The 16765-nt window shown below is 60.3% G+C and carries 15 protein-coding genes; 10 read left to right on the top strand and 5 right to left on the bottom strand.

Annotated elements, in window-relative coordinates; translation table 11 throughout:
• Positions 1-98: 98 nt before the first annotated feature.
• Together pobA and ACIQ3A_RS02290 are read left to right on the top strand one after the other, a co-directional pair.
• Complete coding sequence (gene pobA, locus ACIQ3A_RS02295) at positions 99-1292, top strand: 4-hydroxybenzoate 3-monooxygenase (protein WP_396430144.1); 1194 nt, start codon at positions 99-101, stop codon at positions 1290-1292.
• Positions 1293-1441: 149 nt separating this feature from the next.
• Positions 1442-2311 (top strand): CoA transferase, encoded by an 870-nt coding sequence (locus tag ACIQ3A_RS02290; protein ID WP_396430142.1) that lies wholly within the window; start codon positions 1442-1444, stop codon positions 2309-2311.
• A gap of 27 nt (positions 2312-2338) precedes the next feature.
• Here ACIQ3A_RS02290 and ACIQ3A_RS02285 read toward each other — a convergent pair whose 3' ends face one another.
• Positions 2339-3562, bottom strand: coding sequence for an MFS transporter (locus tag ACIQ3A_RS02285; RefSeq protein ID WP_396430141.1), 1224 nt, complete (start codon positions 3560-3562; stop codon positions 2339-2341).
• 201 nt (positions 3563-3763) lie between these two features.
• Between ACIQ3A_RS02285 and ACIQ3A_RS02280 the strand changes: the two genes are divergently transcribed.
• Complete coding sequence (locus ACIQ3A_RS02280; RefSeq protein ID WP_396430140.1) at positions 3764-4333, top strand: phosphoribosyltransferase family protein; 570 nt, start codon at positions 3764-3766, stop codon at positions 4331-4333.
• Positions 4334-4393: 60 nt separating this feature from the next.
• Here ACIQ3A_RS02280 and ACIQ3A_RS02275 read toward each other — a convergent pair whose 3' ends face one another.
• The gene (locus ACIQ3A_RS02275; RefSeq protein WP_396430139.1) at positions 4394-5044 is read right to left on the bottom strand and encodes a BON domain-containing protein; all 651 of its coding nucleotides are present in this window, start codon (positions 5042-5044) and stop codon (positions 4394-4396) included.
• 227 nt (positions 5045-5271) lie between these two features.
• On the opposite strand from ACIQ3A_RS02275, the gene ACIQ3A_RS02270 reads away from it, so the two are divergent.
• A complete protein-coding gene (locus tag ACIQ3A_RS02270) occupies positions 5272-5913 on the top strand; it encodes a LemA family protein (RefSeq protein WP_396430138.1) in 642 nt (213 codons plus the stop codon).
• Positions 5910-6797: a TPM domain-containing protein gene (locus ACIQ3A_RS02265; protein WP_396430137.1), complete on the top strand. Its 888-nt coding sequence runs from the start codon at positions 5910-5912 to the stop codon at positions 6795-6797. Before ACIQ3A_RS02270 ends, ACIQ3A_RS02265 begins: the two co-directional genes overlap by 4 nt.
• Before the next feature lie 51 nt (positions 6798-6848).
• On the opposite strand, the gene ACIQ3A_RS02260 is transcribed toward ACIQ3A_RS02265, so the two are convergent.
• Complete coding sequence (locus ACIQ3A_RS02260) at positions 6849-9059, bottom strand: OsmC domain/YcaO domain-containing protein (RefSeq protein ID WP_396430136.1); 2211 nt, start codon at positions 9057-9059, stop codon at positions 6849-6851.
• A gap of 375 nt (positions 9060-9434) precedes the next feature.
• Here ACIQ3A_RS02260 and ACIQ3A_RS02255 point away from each other — a divergent pair, with 375 nt between their 5' ends.
• Positions 9435-9731 (top strand): type II toxin-antitoxin system RelE/ParE family toxin, encoded by a 297-nt coding sequence (locus ACIQ3A_RS02255; RefSeq protein ID WP_396430135.1) that lies wholly within the window; start codon positions 9435-9437, stop codon positions 9729-9731.
• Between the two features lie 6 nt (positions 9732-9737).
• Positions 9738-10043: an addiction module antidote protein gene (locus ACIQ3A_RS02250; protein ID WP_396430134.1), complete on the top strand. Its 306-nt coding sequence runs from the start codon at positions 9738-9740 to the stop codon at positions 10041-10043.
• A gap of 62 nt (positions 10044-10105) precedes the next feature.
• On the opposite strand, the gene hrpA is transcribed toward ACIQ3A_RS02250, so the two are convergent.
• Complete coding sequence (gene hrpA / locus ACIQ3A_RS02245) at positions 10106-13945, bottom strand: ATP-dependent RNA helicase HrpA (RefSeq protein ID WP_396430197.1); 3840 nt, start codon at positions 13943-13945, stop codon at positions 10106-10108.
• 152 nt (positions 13946-14097) lie between these two features.
• On the opposite strand from hrpA, the gene ACIQ3A_RS02240 reads away from it, so the two are divergent.
• From ACIQ3A_RS02240 to argA, 3 genes are read left to right on the top strand one after another with little or no spacing between them, the layout of a single operon-like run.
• Positions 14098-14364: a DUF6364 family protein gene (locus ACIQ3A_RS02240; RefSeq protein ID WP_396430133.1), complete on the top strand. Its 267-nt coding sequence runs from the start codon at positions 14098-14100 to the stop codon at positions 14362-14364.
• Positions 14361-14798 carry a TA system VapC family ribonuclease toxin gene (locus ACIQ3A_RS02235; RefSeq protein ID WP_396430132.1) on the top strand — a complete coding sequence of 146 codons (438 nt, stop codon included), beginning with the start codon at positions 14361-14363 and terminating at the stop codon, positions 14796-14798. Before ACIQ3A_RS02240 ends, ACIQ3A_RS02235 begins: the two co-directional genes overlap by 4 nt.
• A gap of 11 nt (positions 14799-14809) precedes the next feature.
• Positions 14810-16156 carry an amino-acid N-acetyltransferase gene (argA, locus tag ACIQ3A_RS02230; protein WP_396430131.1) on the top strand — a complete coding sequence of 449 codons (1347 nt, stop codon included), beginning with the start codon at positions 14810-14812 and terminating at the stop codon, positions 16154-16156.
• Between the two features lie 28 nt (positions 16157-16184).
• Here the strand turns inward: argA and ACIQ3A_RS02225 are convergent, their stop codons facing one another.
• Entirely contained in the window at positions 16185-16685 is a 501-nt protein-coding gene (locus ACIQ3A_RS02225) for a disulfide bond formation protein B (protein WP_396430196.1), read from the bottom strand.
• Positions 16686-16765: the final 80 nt, after the last annotated feature.

Genomic DNA, 16765 nt, shown 5'->3' with positions numbered 1-16765 from the left:
ATTGATCAATCGCACAAACTCGAACAAACTTTTGCCACGTTTAAAGCTACGCGCCTAAGCTTGCAGTATTGAAAATGAACGCAACCAGGAACCCGCCCATGACCACCACCCGCACCCAGGTCGCCATAGTTGGCGCTGGCCCCTCAGGCCTGTTGCTCGGGCAACTGCTGCACAAAGCGGGCATTGATGCCGTCATCGTGGAGCGCCAAAGTGGCGATTACGTGCTCTCGCGCATACGTGCAGGCGTGCTCGAACAAGTCAGCATGGACTTGCTCGACGAAGCCGGAGTGGGTGGACGCATGCACAAGGAAGGCCTGGTCCACGGCGGCTTTGACCTGCTGTTCAAGGGCGCACGCCACCGCATCGACATGAACCAACTCACAGGTGGGAAAAACGTCATGGTCTATGGCCAGACGGAGGTGACCCGCGACCTGATGGACGCACGCCAAGCGGCGGGCTTGCCAACGGTCTACGAAGCCCACAACGTGCAAGTGCATGGGTTTGACACCGCCAAGCCCCGCGTCAGCTATGAAAAAGATGGCCAGCAGCACACCATCGATTGTGATTTCATTGCAGGCTGCGACGGCTTTCATGGCGTGTGCCGCGCAAGTGCCCCGCAAAGTGCGATCAAGGAATATGAAAAGGTCTACCCCTTCGGCTGGCTCGGCGTTTTGTCAGACACACCGCCCGTGCACCACGAACTGATTTACGCCAACAGCACCCGGGGCTTTGCCCTGTGCTCGCAGCGCAGCGCCACACGCAGCCGCTATTACCTGCAAGTGCCATTGACCGACAAAGTCGAGCAATGGTCTGACGATGCCTTCTGGGCTGAGTTGCGCCATCGGCTGGACCCCGAAGCCCGCGAACATCTGGTGACGGGGCCGAGCATCGAGAAAAGCATTGCCCCACTGCGCAGCTTTGTCACCGAGCCCATGCGCTTTGGCCGCATGTTCCTGGCCGGTGACGCCGCCCACATCGTGCCACCCACTGGCGCCAAAGGCCTGAACCTGGCGGCGACCGATGTGAAATACCTGTCCAACGCTTTGATCGAGTTTTACCAAAACAAAACCGAAGCCGGCATCGACAACTATTCAGAACGCTGCCTGCGCCGCATCTGGCGTGCCGAACGCTTCAGCTGGTGGTTCACCAGCTTGATGCACCACTTTCCTGAGAACGGCGACATCGGTCAGAAATTTCAGGACGCTGAACTGGACTACCTGATCCACAGCGAAGCGGGCTCGCGCACCATGGCCGAAAACTATGTGGGCTTGCCGCTGAATTTTGGTGAATGAAGCGCTTCCTCGACGAAGCCATCAGACCCATCCACCTCGACACCCCTCCCCCGCCACCCTGGCGACAGAGCGGCGTCAGGGCCTTGCCCATAATGCGGTTTGAAACGTCACGGCACAGCGCGGTGACGTCCTGACTCAAAGGCCCTTGCATGTCACCCTCCAAACCCCTGCGCGGTGTGCGCATCGTCAGCCTGGCCCTGAACCTGCCCGGCCCTGCGGCCCTGATGCGACTGGCACAGATGGGCGCTAGCTGCACCAAGATCAACCCGCCCAGCGGCGACCCGATGCAGCATTACACGCCCAGCGGTTACGACTTGATGCACCAAGGCATCAAGCACAAAACCCTGGACCTCAAGACAGCAGCTGGCCAGGCGGCCCTGCACAAACTGCTGCCCACCACCGACATTTTGCTGACCTCTTTTCGGCCATCGGCCCTGACCAAACTCGGCCTGAACTGGAAAGCCCTGCACAAGCCATACCCCGCGCTCAGCCTGATCGAAGTGGTGGGCGCCCCAGGTGCGCTGGCCGAAATTCCTGGCCATGATCTGACCTACCAGGCCGAGGTGGGCCTGGTCACCGGCATGGACTTGCCCCCGAGTTTGTTTGCCGACATGGGCGGCGCGCTCATGGCCAGCGAAGCCACACTCAAGGCGCTGATCTCGCTCAAGACCACGGGCAAAGGCTCACGCCACGAGGTGGCCTTGTCGGATGCCGCTGCCTGGCTGGCACTGCCCCGCCAGCTGCGCATGACCACACCCGAAGGTGCGGTGGGCGGCGCGCACGCGGGTTACCGCATGTACGCCTGCAAAAACGGCCGCGTGGCTGTGGCTGCACTCGAGCCACACTTTGCCGCCAGCCTGTGCGAAGCCGCTGGCGTCCAGCTTTCGCATCCGGTCAAAGACCTTTTCAAGCCAAGCACCCGCCAAGCCATTGAGGCCTTTTTAGCCAGCCAAACACGAGCGCAGCTGGACAAACTGGCGGTGGCCAAAGACATCCCCTTGATGACGCTGCCGCGCTGATCGCCGGGTCTGCGCTGCCCCCGCAGCTCAGTCTGGCAGCGGATCGGGCAGGCGCTTGAGGGTGCGCACCTTGGACGCGCCAATAAACAACGCCTGCAGGCAAAAGCCCAACACCACACACCACAGGCTGACCGAGGCCGGAAAGTTCACCCCCAACACGCCGCCCAGCGCTGCACCCAGCGGACGGGCACCTGTGCTGACCACGATGTTGATGGACGTGACCCGCCCGATCATGGCGCGTGGCGTGACGGTCTGGCGCAAGGTGGTCGATGTGATGGTCCAAATGATCGGCCCCGCACCGAACAAAAAGTACGACAGCGCGGCCAGCCAGCCGTGTGGCCAGAACAAGGTCATGGCCATCGTGAACGATGCCAACACCGAGCAATACGGCCCCAGCAAAATCGCCTGGCCAAACGGCAACCAGCCCACCACCCGCGGCGCCAGCAAGGCCCCCACGATCATGCCCACGCCATAGCAGGCCAGCGTGACGCCCACGCCACTGGCGTCCAGCCCCAGCTCATTGATCGCATACGGCACATAGGCTGCCTGCAGCATGAACCACGAGATGTTCCAGGCGATTGAGCAATACACGATGGGCCGCAGCAAATCACTTTGCCATACCCATCTGGCCCCATCCTGCAGCTCCAGCAAAGGATGGCGCGCGGGCATCGCCGCACGCACAGGCTCACGGATACCCCGCAAACAAAGTACCGCCGCCACCGACAGCATGCCCGACAAGACAAACGCCGCTGACGCGCCGGTCCAAGCGATCAAGGCCCCAGCCAGGGCTGGCCCTGCGGCAAACGCCGCACTGCGCGCCAGCTCCAGTCGGCCGTTGGCCTGCGCCAAACCATCGACCTGCACCAACGCAGGCACGAGCGAAGGTGCCGCCACGCTGAAAGCCACCGTGCCCACCGCCGCCAAAAAACCAATGACCGCCAAGGCCGTGATCGACACATGGCCTGAGAGGATGAGTGCCAACAACAACAGCAAGGCCAGTGCGCGCAGAGCCTCTGCCCATGCCATCAAGCGCGTGCGCGAGGTGCGATCGGCCAACAAACCCAAAGGCATGGACAACAGCAAAAACGGCAGTGACTGAATGGCCGCGAGAAATCCGATCTCGCCCGGCCCGGCCTTCAGCAGCAGCACAGCCACGATGGGCACTGCGGCCAGGCTCAGTTGCTCAGCCAACTGGGCCAGAAGGTTCGACAAGGCCAAACGCCTAAACGATGCAGACAGAGCTTGGGACATCAAACGCCTTTCGATGCCCCGATCCTAAAGTGACAACGAACTGACCCAGGTCACTTGGGCATCAGCCCTGCTCTCACCACGCCAGCTCAACCAGCCTTTTTCACGACACAGATCAAACAAGCACGGCAAGAATTTTTGTAAAAAGACCAAGTGCCCGATGTCGCGGCACCTCAACACCCCATGCTCAAAGGGCCTGCGCGCATGAACACCTCCACCGAATCAAGGATCTGCCTTTACAACACCGCCGAGTTGAATGTGGTGATGGACAACATGGCCAGGCAAACGATGGCATTGCTCCCTGGCGACAAGCCTGTGGCCGTAGTCGGCGTGTTGCGGCGAGGCGCACCCTTGGGCGACATGCTGACGGAGCGCATGGTGCGTTTGCATGGCCTCAAACCTCCACTTCGGCTGGACCTGCTCGTTAAACGCTATGCAGACGACTTGCGCTTACTGCACCCCGACACCCTGCTGACCGAGCAAGCGCAACATGCCGCACTGGACTTGACGGGCCACACCGTTTTGTTGGTCGACGATGTGTTGTACACCGGCCATTCGGTGCTGAAGGTCTTGCCATATTTATTGCAAAAAAAACCTGCCTGCATCAAGCTGGTGTGCTTGGCAAACCGATGCACCACCCGTTTGCCCGTGCATGCCGATGTGGTGGGGGTGCAGTTGGCTGTGGCCCCAGACGATATCGTGGAGTGCCATGTGCCACCGTATGAAGCCAAGTTCGAAATCGAGCTGGTCAAGCCTGCACGATTAACAAACTAAACCTCCCACTTAGAAGCGAACCAGCCCCGCTGTTGGCCGAAGCCTCAGCCAACAGGGCGCTCAAACAATCACTGTCTTGTCGATCACCGAACGCACGCCCGGTGTGCTCCATGCGGAATGGATGGCCAGGTTCTTTTCGGTCCAGCTGTGCACTTTGCCACCGAGGGTGATGGCGTCGCCCTCTACCGTGACATTGATCTCTTGTGCGTCCAGGTAAGCACGGCGCTTGAGGGCGGCCTCGATTTCAGCTTTGACAGCGGTCAGGCTCACCCTGGGTTTGATCGAGACCAGGTTGATCACATTGCGCACCCCGTGCAGCCCCCGAAGCATGGACTCGGCAGCCTGACGTTCGAAATCCCAGGAGACCTCTCCGCGCATGGTCACCACACCATCCTCAACAGTGACGTGAATCATCCCCTTGGGGATCGAGCTGGCGTAATCCAAGGTGTTGATGGCTGACAGGGCAATGTCGGTGTCGTTGCGTTTGTCAGAGTCGGCCAGATTCACCGCCAGGTCAAACGCTACGGCACGCACACCTCCGACACGTTTGACCACACGCTCGGCCGTCCACTTCTGGGTGAGGTTGTCGACATGCCCGGACAGCGTCACCACGCCTTGCTCGACCTCGACCCCGATGTGTGCCGCATTGATGGAAGGCTCCCATGACAGCTCGGCCATCACGTCTTTTTGCAGTTGTTTGTCTGTTTTCATGGCTTGAACTCAAGTGCTATGGAAAGCGCCATTGTTCAAACGCAAGCCCCTCGTGTCTGTGCTCCAACTGACCATGTCCCTGCGCGTGGTCTTGACAGTATTCTTGAGCGTGTCCCTGATCGTATCCCTGAGCATGTCTGTTAGCGCACAGTGTTTTGACTTTGAATTGCATACCCTGATCGAGGGCCAGTTATTGAAAGCCTGTTACTCACCCCGAAAGATCAGTCATGACATCTGCATTGCACCGATGGATCGCCCTGCTTTTGGTGGCCGCCACCCTGAGCCTGACGGGTTGTGGCTACAACCGCTTTCAAAGTGGCAGCGAGCAGATCAAGGCCAGTTGGTCCGAGGTGCTCAGCCAATACCAACGCCGTGCCGACTTGATTCCCAATCTGGTGAACGTGGTGCAAGGTCAGGCCGACTTTGAGCGAAACACCCTGCAAGCCGTTGTGGAGGCGCGGGCCAAAGCCACGTCGATTCAGGCCACGCCCGAATTGGTGAACGACCCGCAAGCCTTCCAGAAATTTCAGCAGGCCCAAAAAGACCTGTCGGGCTCATTGTCTCGCTTACTGGTGGTGGCAGAAAACTACCCCGCCCTGCGCGCCAACCAGGGATTCATTGACCTGCAAGCCCAACTCGAAGGCACAGAAAATCGCATTGCCGTGGCACGCAACCGTTACATCACAGCGGTGAAAAATTACAACGTGACGGTGCATTCTTTCCCCTCCAACCTGACCGCCTGGGCGCTGGGCTACAAGGAAAAGCCCAACTTCACGGTAGAAAACGAACAAGCCATTTCGAAACCCCCTGTCGTTGAATTTGGGCCTGCGACCAAACCCATGGCACCTGCCCTAGGTGCACCAAAGTGATCTATTGGCGGCAGGCCGCTCACGGTTTGTTACTGCTCAGCGCATTGCTGGGTGGGCCGCTTTGCAGCGCGCAGACCCCGCCCCCACCCCCACCCAAGTTGGCACAAGCTGTGCCGCAACCAGTGGCTGTGCCGCCCTTGACCGGCCATGTCATTGACCAGACCAACACTCTGAGCGAAGAGCAGCAAAAAAACATCGAGCAAGAATTGGCCGCATTTGAAGCCCGCAAAGGCAGCCAACTGGCGGTGTTGCTCGTGCCCAGCACACAGCCCGAAACCATCGAGCAATACGCACTGCGCGTGGCCGAACAATGGAAACTGGGCCGCAAAAAAGTGGACGACGGTGCGATTTTGGTGGTGGCTAAAAACGACCGGGCCGTGCGCATTGAGGTGGGCTACGGGCTGGAAGGCGCGCTGACCGATGCCACCAGCAAACGCATCATCGAAGAAGTCATCACGCCCAGTTTTCGGCAGCAAAACTTTGCAGGCGGCATCGCGGCAGGGGTGCAGCGCATGATGGGCGTGGTCGATGGTGAGCCCCTGCCCGCACCCTCCGTGGGCCAGTCTGCTGACCCTTTCAGTGACATCACCTGGATCATTGTGGCGGGCGCACTGCTCGGCTTTGTGTTGCGAGCCGTGCTGGGGCGATTTCCCGGCGCGGTCATGACCGCTGCCATCGTCGGCGCTTTCACCTGGTTCATGCTGGGCATCCTGTCCTTGGCATTGACGGCGGCCTTTATCACCCTACTGACCACCTGGGTCGGCATTGCCGGAATGCTGCGCGCCCGTTTTGGCGGGCGCGGTGGTCTGGGGGGTGGGCCCGGTGGTGGTTTCAAGGGGGGCGGCGGCGGGTTTGGCGGTGGCGGCGCATCGGGCAAATGGTGAGCGCATGACAGTGAGGTTTTAACCCGACTGGCCGCTGCCAGCTTGGCAGGTTCAAACCAAGGCCCGCTTCGCGGCCACACCCGCCCGCGCCGAGTGCAGTTTTTTGTAACTGTCAAGCAAGCGCTGATGCCGGTCCAGGGTTTCCAGCTTGAGGCTGGTGGGCGTGAGGCCATGAAAACGCACGCTGCCGTCCACCGAGCCCATAGCCGCGTCCATGCGCTCATCGCCGAACATGCGCCGAAAGTTGACGGCGTAATCCGCCAAGGCCAAATCCTCGCCCAGCGTCACCTCGAGCACCACGTTCAAGGCTTGGTAAAACAAGCGGCGCTCCACCGTGTTGTCGTTGTATTGCAAGAAAGCGCCCACCAGTTCGTGGGCCTCTTCCAGCTGCTGCAAAGCCAGGTGGATCAAAAGCTTCAGCTCCATCACCGTCAACTGGCCCCACACCGTGTTGTCGTCAAACTCGATGCCGATCAGCGTGGCGATGTCGAGGTAGTCGTCGAGCTCGTTGTTCTCCAATCGGTCCAACAAAGCCTCTAAAGCCTCGTCGTCCAAACGGTGCAGGTTGAGCACATCGGCGCGGAACAAGAGCGCTTTGTTGGTGTTGTCCCAAATCAGGTCGTCGACCGGGTACACCTCGGAATAGCCTGGCACCAAGATGCGGCAAGCGGTGGCGCCCAGTTGGTCGTGCACTGTCACATAGGCCTCTTTGCCCATGGCCTGCAAGATGCCGAACAGCGTAGCGGCCTCTTGCGCGGTGGCGTCTTCGCCTTGTCCGGCAAAGTCCCACTCCACAAATTCGTGGTCGGCCTGGGCGCTGAAAAACCGCCACGACACGATGCCGCTGGAGTCGATAAAGTGCTCCACAAAGTTGTTGGGCTCGGTCACGGCGTTGCTGATGAAGGTGGGCGCGGGCAAGTCGTTCAAGCCCTCAAAACTGCGCCCCTGCAGCAGCTCGGTCAGGCTGCGCTCCAGTGCCACCTCCAGCCTGGGGTGGGCGCCAAAGGAGGCGAACACACCGCCCGTGCGTGGGTTCATCAGGGTCACGCACATCACCGGGTACACACCGCCCAGCGATGCGTCTTTGACCAAGACCGGGAAGCCCTGCGCCTCCAAAGCCTCGATGCCAGCCACGATACCGGGGTATTGGGCCAACACAGCTGGTGGCACATCGGGCAAGGCCATTTCGCCTTCCAGAATCTCGCGCTTGACGGCCCGCTCAAAAATTTCGGACAGGCACTGCACCTGCGCTTCAACCAAGGTGTTGCCCGCGCTCATGCCGTTGCTCACAAACAGGTTTTCTACCAGGTTGGAGGGGAAGTACACCACCTCACCGTCGGACTGGCGCACATAGGGCAGCGCACAAATTCCGCGCTGGGTGTTGCCCGAGTTAGTGTCGAACAGGTGCGAGGCGCGCAGCTCGCCATCGGGGTTGTAAATGCTCAAGCAGTGCGCGTCCAACAAGCCTTTGGGCAGCGCGTCGCGCTTGCCCGGCTGGAACCAACGCTCCCGGGGGTCGTGTACGAAGTCGGCTTGCGCGATGTCTTCGCCAAAAAACACGCCCGCGTAAAAATGGTTGTTGTTCAGCCGCTCGATGTATTCACCCAGCGCCGAGGCCAAGGCGCTCTCTTTGCTCGAGCCCTTGCCGTTGGTGAAGCACATCGGTGAATGCGCGTCGCGGATGTGCAGCGACCAGACGTTGGGCACCAGGTTGCGCCAAGACGCGATCTCGATCTTGATGCCCAAGTTAGCCAACACCGCCGTCATGTTGGCGATGGTCTGCTCAAGCGGCAAGTCCTTGCCCGCGATGCGGGTCTGCGCTTGCGCATCGGGGTTGAGGGTGAGCAAGGCCTGCGCATCGGCATCCAGGTTGTCCACCGCCTCCACCACAAACACCGGCCCGGCTTGAATGGCTTTTTTGACCGTGCAGCGGTCGATGGACCGCAAGATGCCTTGGCGGTCTTTGTCGGACATGTCGGCCGGCAACTCCACCTGAATCTTGATGGTCTGCAGGTAACGGTTGTCAGGGTCCACGATATTGTTTTGCGACAGGCGGATGTGCTCGGTGGCAATGCCGCGCGTCTCGCAATACAGCTTCACAAAATACGCTGCACACAAAGCCGAGGACGCCAAAAAATAATCAAAGGGCCCCGGCGCCGAGCCATCGCCCTTGTAGCGAATGGGCTGATCGGCCAGCACGGTGAAGTCGTCAAACTTGGCCTCCAGGCGCAGTTTGTCGAGAAAATTGACTTTGATTTCCATGCTGTGGTTCCAGGGGAATTGAGGCGCCCCAACGGTCGACAAAAGGTCGATCAGCGGCTGGGAAGGTGAACGAAGGTGGGTAGTTTGCCTGAGTGGGGCACCACAGCGGTTCACGGCGGGTTTCATGACGACCCAGCCATGGGCATAACCGATAGGCCACTGAGACGCTTTTCGCCGATCTCCCGTTTGCGCAAGGTAGACGCACTGGTGTTCAGAACCAACGCCATGACTCACTCCAAAAAAATCTATTTTTAATTGAATTAATTAAAAATAGTATTTAATAGCTACATCAATATGGCCCACGCCTAGATCCCTGCTAGAAGCAATTGAATACCCAATACACTTGCGAAGTGTGAACAACTGATTACAATCATTATGTACACGATTAAACGCATGCCCGAGTTTGATGAGTGGCTGGCCAGCCGCAGGGACGACATGACACGCATCCGATTGGCCCGTAGGCTTGAAAAAGTCCAACGTGGCCTGCTGGGCGATGTGGCCCCTGTGGGGGAAGGCGTTAGTGAAATGCGCGAATTTTTTGGCCCTGGCTGGCGCATGTATTACGTGAAGCAAGGCGGCGTATTGATCGTGATGCTGGGTGGTGGAGACAAGTCCACACAATCTGACGACATCGCCCGCGCCATTGCATTGAGCCTAACCCTCACGGAGTGATTGACCATGACCAAAAAAATCAAAGCTGCCGACCTGCCCGACTTCGACATGGCCGAATACATCAAGACCGACGAGGATGTGGCCAACTACCTGACGCTGGTGCTGGAAGAAAATGACCCCGGCGAGCTGACCCACGCACTGGGCACCATCGCCCGTGCACGCGGCATGACCGAAGTGGCCCGCGCCTCGGGCCTGACCCGAGAAGCGCTTTATAAAGCTCTGCGGCCCACATCGCATCCGCGCTTTGACACGATTGCACGCGTTTGCACGGCGCTGGGGGTGAAGCTGGTGGCAAAGCCGATGCAGAGCTGAGTTTGTTGACGCCGCACCCCCGTGGACCACGTTGGACCGGCGCCGACACAGTGTCCCATCACTCAATAATTCAACTGCCCCCAAGCCTTCTCCAGCCGCTTGATGCTGACCGGCTGCGGCGTGCGCAGTTCTTGCGCAAAGAAGCTTACGCGCAGTTCTTCCAATAGCCAGCGGAACTCCAGCATGCGGGCGTCTTGGGCGCCTTTGCGTTCGGCCACCAGACGCCAATAGCGTTGTTCTTGCGGCTTGAGTTCGGCCATGCGCAGGGCGTCGCGGGTGGGATCGGCGCGGTATTTATCCAGGCGCAGGGTCACGGCTTTGAGGTAGCGGGCGCAGTGCTGCAGCTGCAGCCACGGGGTGGCGGCCAAGAAGTTTTTGGGCATCAGGCGTTGCAGTTGCTGGGTACAGTCTGCGGTGGCTTCAGGTGCGTTTTTGGTGTCTTTGATCTTGCGGGTGGCCGTGCCAAATTCCAGCAAGATGGCGCCCGCCAGCCGGGCCACTTCGTTGGCGATCAAAGTCAGGCGGCCCCGGCCTTCTTCGATGCGGCGCTTGAAAGTGATCTCGTCGTTAGGCAGCGGGTCGAGCAAAAAGGCACGGTCGAGTGCCACGTCGATGATCTGGTTTTTCAGCTCGTCGGCGGTGCCACCGCCTGTCCCGTCAGACAACCGCCCGACGAGCATGTAGGTCACGGCCATTTTTTGCACATCGGGGATGTTTTTCTCAAGGTACTTGAGCGCGTCCTTGATCTGCAGCGCAAACAGGCGGCGGAGGCCCGCGCGGTTTTTGCTGGCCGCCACATCGGGTTCGTCAAACACCTCGATGCTGACGGCGTCGCCCATGTCCACCAAGGCCGGAAAACCGATCAAGGTCTGGCCACCTTTGCTGATTTCCATCAGCTCGGGCAGTTCGCCAAAAGTCCAGCTGGTGTAGCGCTGCAGAGCCAAGGGTTTTGGGGCGGCAGCGGCTTTGGCTGGGGCGGCGTTGTTGCGATTGGCGTCTGGTACGACAGTTGGCGCGTTGGTCGAAGCGCTGGCTGCGACAGCAGCAGACGGGGGCGCTGCAGCCACCTTCAGCTGCGCCAGCGCCTGGAAGGCGCCGCGGGCTTTGGCGCCCAGCTCGCCCTTCAGGGCACCCAGGTTGCGGCCCATGCCCAGTTGGCGGCCGTGTTCATCCACCACGCACAGGTTCATGAACAAATGCGGGCTGAGCATCTCGTGTTTGAAGTCCCCTCGCTTGATGTCGAGGCTGGTTTCGTCACGCACTTTTTTGAGCAGCACATCGGTCAATGCGCCGGCGCCAAACAGCTCGGGCACCGACAGCTCGGTGGCCATGCGCGTGGCCGATTCGGGCAGCGGCACAAAACGGCTGCGCGGGCGCTGCGGCAGACTTTTTAGCAAAGCCTGGATCTTGTCTTTGAGCAAGCCGGGCACCAGCCATTCGCAACGGTCTTCGCTGACTTGGTTCAACACAAACAGCGGCACCGTCACGGTGACGCCATCGCGGGCGTCGCCCGGTTGGTGCAAATAAGTGGCGCTGCAGTCGGTGCCGCCCAAACGGATTTGCTTGGGAAAGGCCAGCGTGGTGATGCCTGCGGCTTCGTGGCGCATCAGTTCTTCGCGGGTCAGCAACAACAGGCGCGGTTGCTTGACACTCTCGTTGCGGTACCAGTTTTCCAGCAGGCGACCGCTGCACACATCGGGCGGAATCTGCTGGTCGTAAAAGGCATAAATCAGCTCGTCGTCCACCAGCACGTCTTGCCTGCGCGACTTGTGCTCCAGCTCTTCGACTTTGGCGATCATCTTGTGGTTGGCCGCCAAAAAAGGCAGCTTGGTCTCCCACTGATCGCCCACCAGCGCTTCGCGAATGAAGATCTCACGCGCGCCGTGCATGTCCACCCGGCTGTAGGGCGTGCGCCGCCCGCTGTAGACCACCAGGCCATACAGCGTGGCCCGCTCCAGCGCCACCACTTCGGCCGTTTTCTTTTCCCAATGCGGGTCGAGCAGCTGCTTCTTTAAAAGGTGCGCGCCAACTTGCTCCAGCCACTGCGGCTCGATGGCGGCAATGCCCCGGCCAAACAGGCGTGTGGTTTCCACCAGTTCGGCCACCACGATCCAGCGGCCCGGCTTTTTGGACAGGTGTGCGCCAGGGTGCTTGTAAAACTTGATGCCGCGTGCGCCCAGATAGACGTCTTCGTCCTCAAGCTTGTAGCCCACGTTGCCCAGCAGGCCCGCCAGCATGGACAGGTGCAGTTGCTCGTAACTCGCAGGCTGGGTGTTGATGCGCCAGCGGTGCTCGGCCACCACCGTGAGCAGTTGGGTGTGCGTGTCGCGCCACTCGCGCACGCGGCGAATGTTGACAAAGTTTTGGCGCAGCAGTTGTTCGTATTGGCGGTTGCTGAGTTTGTGGGCCGCATCATGGCCGCCACGGGCATCGTGAAGCCATTTCCACAGCTTCAGGTGGCCGGTGAATTCACTTTTGTCGTCGTCAAACTTGGCGTGCTGCTGGTCGGCCTGGGCCTGCAAGTCCATGGGGCGGTCGCGCACATCCTGCACCGACATGGCACTGGCGATGATGAGCACTTCGTCCAGCGCTTCGCGGTGCCGCGCTTCCAAAATCATGCGGCCCACACGCGGGTCGAGCGGCAAGCGGGCCAGCTCTTTGCCGATCGGCGTGAGCTCGTTGTCGTCGTCTACCGCGCCCAGCTCGGCCAGCAGCTGGTAGCCGTCAGTGATGGCGCGTTTGGAGGGCGCTTCGATGAACGGAAAGTCTTCGACCACACCCAGGTGCAGCGACTTCATGCGCAAGATCACGCCAGCCAGCGAGGAACGCAAGATTTCCGGGTCGGTGAAGCGCGGGCGGCCCGCAAAGTCCTTGTCGTCGTACAGGCGAATGCAAATGCCGTCGGCCACCCGGCCGCAGCGGCCTGCGCGCTGGTTGGCAGCAGCCTGGCTGATCGGCTCGACCATGAGCTGCTCGACCTTGCTGCGCAGGCTGTAGCGCTTGACGCGGGCGGTGCCGGCGTCGATCACGTAGCGAATGCCAGGCACTGTGAGCGAGGTTTCGGCCACGTTGGTGGCCAGCACGATGCGGCGGCCATTCGATGCTTCAAAAATCTGGTCTTGCTCGGCCTGCGACAGGCGGGCAAACAGCGGCAGCACTTCGGCGTTGCGTGTCAGCGGCTGGTGCGACAGGTGTTTGCGCAGGTGGTCGGCGGCTTCGCGGATTTCGCGTTCACCGGGCAAAAAGATCAGGATGTCGCCCCCCGCCCCGCCCAGCCAAAGCTCGTCCACACCATCGGCAATGGCGTCATTCAGGCCGTATTCACGCGATTCTTCAAACGGGCGGTAGCGCTGCTCCACCGGAAAGGTGCGGCCCGAGACCATGATGACCGGGGCCGGGCCGTGGCGGGAGGCAAAGTGCTTGGCAAAGCGGTCGGCGTCGATCGTGGCCGAGGTCACCACAATCTTGAGGTCAGGGCGGCGCGGCAAAATTTGGCGGAGGTAGCCCAGCAAAAAGTCGATGTTCAGGCTGCGTTCGTGCGCCTCGTCGATGATGATGGTGTCGTAGGCCTGCAGCAGCGGATCGGTCTGGGTTTCGGCCAGCAAAATGCCGTCAGTCATCAGCTTGACCGAAGCGTTTTTGCTCAAACGGTCCTGAAAGCGCACCTTGAAGCCGACCACCTCGCCCAGCGGGGTCTTCAATTCTTCGGCAATGCGCTTGGCCACCGAGCTGGCGGCAATGCGGCGCGGTTGGGTGTGACCAATCATGCGGGCGCGCTCGCCAGGCTTGGCGTTCAGCCGCCCACGACCGAGCGAAAGCGCGATTTTGGGCAGCTGCGTGGTCTTGCCCGAGCCGGTTTCACCGCACACGATGATGACCTGGTGCTGGTCCATGGCGGCCATGATTTCACCCCGGCGGGCAGAGACCGGCAGGCCTTCGGGGAACTCGATTTGGAGGGGGGTGGGTGTTGCTGGCTCAGTCACCGCCCGATTATCCCACGTCACACATTCACGTGCTACACTCATTCACGTGAACTTTTCCGGGGAGTTTCATCATGACCAATTTGACCATTTCGTTGGACGAAAACCTTGTCAAACAAGCGCGCATCAAGGCGATCCAGGAAGGCACCTCGCTGAGCGCCAAGGTGCGCGAGCTGCTGTCAACTTATGTGCGGCAAGACATGCCGACGGCACCCATCGTGATTCCCAAGTTGCCAGTTTCCAAAGCCCGTGGTGGCCTGCAACCGGGCATTGACCCGAGCAGCAACCAATCTCTGTACGACGCGATGGACGCGGGCATGAATGTGCAAAAACTGTCATGACGCCTGACGTGAACGTGCTGGTGGCGGCGTTCAGGCCCGACCACCCCCATCACTTGCCTGCCCGCGCCTGGCTGGACGATGCGGTGATTCAAGCCGCCAGCGGTCGCGCCAGCCTGATGCTGCTGGGCACCGTGGTGACCGGTTTTTTGCGCATCACCACGAACCCCAAAATTTTTCGGGAAATCGATCCGCTGCAAGACCTGATCGACTTTGTGGACAGCTTGCTCAGTTGCCCTGGTTTGCAGTTCCAGCCCCATGGGGCCACTTGGGCCAACCTGCGCCAAGTGTGTCTGACGCAACAAGCCAGTGGGAACTTGATCACCGACGCCTGGATTGCGGCCATGGTGATGCAATCCGGTGAGACACTCTGCACATTCGACCGCGACTTTACGCGTCTGCTGCCGCCCGGCCAACTTCATTTGCTCAAGCCTTGACACCACCGCCCATGCCAACAGTCTTCAACTTCACTTTCGTGCCCTGGTTCCGGTCGGTGGCGCCTTACATCCATATGCACCGGGGCAAAACCTTTGTCGTGGGCATTGCGGGCGAGGCCATTGCGGCGGGCAAGCTGCACAACTTGGCACAAGATCTGGCACTGATCCAGAGCATGGGCGTCAAGATCGTGCTGGTGCACGGTTTTCGGCCCCAGGTGAACGAGCAACTGGCCGCCAAAGGCCACACGCCGCAATACTCGCATGGCATTCGCATCACCGACAGCGTGGCCCTGGACTGTGCCCAAGAGGCCGCCGGCCAGCTGCGCTACGAGATCGAAGCGGCTTTCAGCCAGGGCCTGCCCAACACGCCCATGGCGGGCTCGACGGTGCGGGTGATTTCCGGCAACTTCATCACGGCACGCCCGGTGGGCATCGTGGACGGCGTGGATTTTCAGCACTCGGGCCTAGTGCGCAAAGTGGATGTGAACGGCATCATGCGCACGCTCGACATGGGCGCAATGGTGCTGCTGTCGCCGTTTGGCTTTTCGCCCACGGGCGAGGCTTTCAACCTGGCCATGGAAGAAGTGGCCACCAGCGTGGCCGCCGAGTTGCAAGCCGACAAGCTGATCTTTTTGACCGAAATTCCGGGCATTCGCATCAACCCCCATGAACCGGCCAGCGACGACAACCCGATCGACACCGAGCTGCCTTTGGCCACGGCCAAGCAGATTTTGGCCGCATCCCCCAACCCGACGCAGCCGACCGATTTGGCTTTTTACCTGCAGCATTGCGTGAAGGCCTGCGAAGAGGGCGTGGAGCGCTCACACATCCTGTCGTTTGCAGTGGATGGCGCGTTGCTGTTGGAAATTTATGTGCACGACGGCATCGGCACCATGGTGGTTGATGAAAAGCTCGAAGAGCTGCGCGAAGCCACCGCAGACGACGTGGGCGGCATCTTGCAACTGATCGAGCCCTTCGAGCAAGACGGCACACTGGTCAAGCGTGACCGCACCGAAATCGAGCGCGACATTGACCACTACACCATCATCGACCACGACGGCGTGATCTTTGCCTGCGCAGCGCTGTACCCCTACCCCGAAGCCAAGACCGCCGAGATGGCGGCACTGACGGTATCACCCCAGTCTCAAGGTCAGGGCGATGGCGAAAAAGTGCTCAAGCGCATCGAGCAACGGGCCCGTGCCATGGGCCTGAAAAGCATCTTCGTGCTAACCACGCGCACCATGCACTGGTTCATCAAACGGGGGTTTGATCAAGTCGACCCGGACTGGCTGCCCGAAGCCCGCAAGCGCAAATACAACTGGGACCGCAAGAGCAAGGTGCTGGTGAAAAAACTCTGAGCCGAAAGCTTGAGCCCGACACGGCCGCTCAAAGACGTGGCTTGAGCGACTTGAACGCGACCCACACACCCAGCAGCCCGAAAACCACAAATACCACGAAAGACCAGTTGGCGATTGAGCCACCCAAAAAGGTCCAGTCGACTTTGGTGCAATCGCCACTGCCCTTGAAGATCATGGGAATGGCGCGGTTAAGGGGAAAGTTTTCGACCATGCCGTAAAAGTCGCGGCCGCAGGTCACGATTTCAGGCGGGTACCACTGCAGCCAGCTTTGGCGCGCCGCGGTGAAACCGCCAAAACCAGCGTCCAGCGCCAGCAGCAGCGCCACCAAGGCCAGGCCCTTGCCCTGCAAACGCCAGCCGATCAGGCCCAGCACCACCACACCGATCAGGGCATAGCGCTGCACGATGCACATGGGACAAGGGTTCAAGCCGACCACATGCTGCAAGTAAAAGCCAAAAACCAGCATGCCGATGCCCGCCAGAGCGGTCAGCAGCATCCAGCGCTGGAGGGTGATCGACGAAAACTTCATGGGCTGTCTTTGGGCAGGGTGCCTGTGAAAAGGGTGACGGGCAAAGGGTGCAACATGCGGGGTTTCAAAAGCAACGGGGG

It is taken from the genome of Limnohabitans sp. (assembly GCF_044361985.1).
GTDB lineage: Bacteria > Pseudomonadota > Gammaproteobacteria > Burkholderiales > Burkholderiaceae_C > Limnohabitans_A.
This window is presented reverse-complemented; position numbering and strand designations above follow the sequence as displayed.

Coding starts and splice junctions, on each gene's coding strand:
- ACIQ3A_RS02260 (WP_396430136.1), bottom strand. CDS start 9,059: ATGGAAATCAAAGTCAATTTTCTCGACAAACTGCGCCTGGAGGCCAAG.
- argA (WP_396430131.1), top strand. CDS start 14,810: ATGCCAACAGTCTTCAACTTCACTTTCGTGCCCTGGTTCCGGTCGGTG.
- ACIQ3A_RS02255 (WP_396430135.1), top strand. CDS start 9,435: ATGTACACGATTAAACGCATGCCCGAGTTTGATGAGTGGCTGGCCAGC.
- ACIQ3A_RS02240 (WP_396430133.1), top strand. CDS start 14,098: ATGACCAATTTGACCATTTCGTTGGACGAAAACCTTGTCAAACAAGCG.
- ACIQ3A_RS02225 (WP_396430196.1), bottom strand. CDS start 16,685: ATGAAGTTTTCGTCGATCACCCTCCAGCGCTGGATGCTGCTGACCGCT.
- ACIQ3A_RS02280 (WP_396430140.1), top strand. CDS start 3,764: ATGAACACCTCCACCGAATCAAGGATCTGCCTTTACAACACCGCCGAG.
- ACIQ3A_RS02235 (WP_396430132.1), top strand. CDS start 14,361: ATGACGCCTGACGTGAACGTGCTGGTGGCGGCGTTCAGGCCCGACCAC.
- ACIQ3A_RS02290 (WP_396430142.1), top strand. CDS start 1,442: ATGTCACCCTCCAAACCCCTGCGCGGTGTGCGCATCGTCAGCCTGGCC.
- hrpA (WP_396430197.1), bottom strand. CDS start 13,945: ATGGCCGCCATGGACCAGCACCAGGTCATCATCGTGTGCGGTGAAACC.
- ACIQ3A_RS02285 (WP_396430141.1), bottom strand. CDS start 3,562: ATGTCCCAAGCTCTGTCTGCATCGTTTAGGCGTTTGGCCTTGTCGAAC.
- pobA (WP_396430144.1), top strand. CDS start 99: ATGACCACCACCCGCACCCAGGTCGCCATAGTTGGCGCTGGCCCCTCA.
- ACIQ3A_RS02270 (WP_396430138.1), top strand. CDS start 5,272: ATGACATCTGCATTGCACCGATGGATCGCCCTGCTTTTGGTGGCCGCC.
- ACIQ3A_RS02275 (WP_396430139.1), bottom strand. CDS start 5,044: ATGAAAACAGACAAACAACTGCAAAAAGACGTGATGGCCGAGCTGTCA.
- ACIQ3A_RS02250 (WP_396430134.1), top strand. CDS start 9,738: ATGACCAAAAAAATCAAAGCTGCCGACCTGCCCGACTTCGACATGGCC.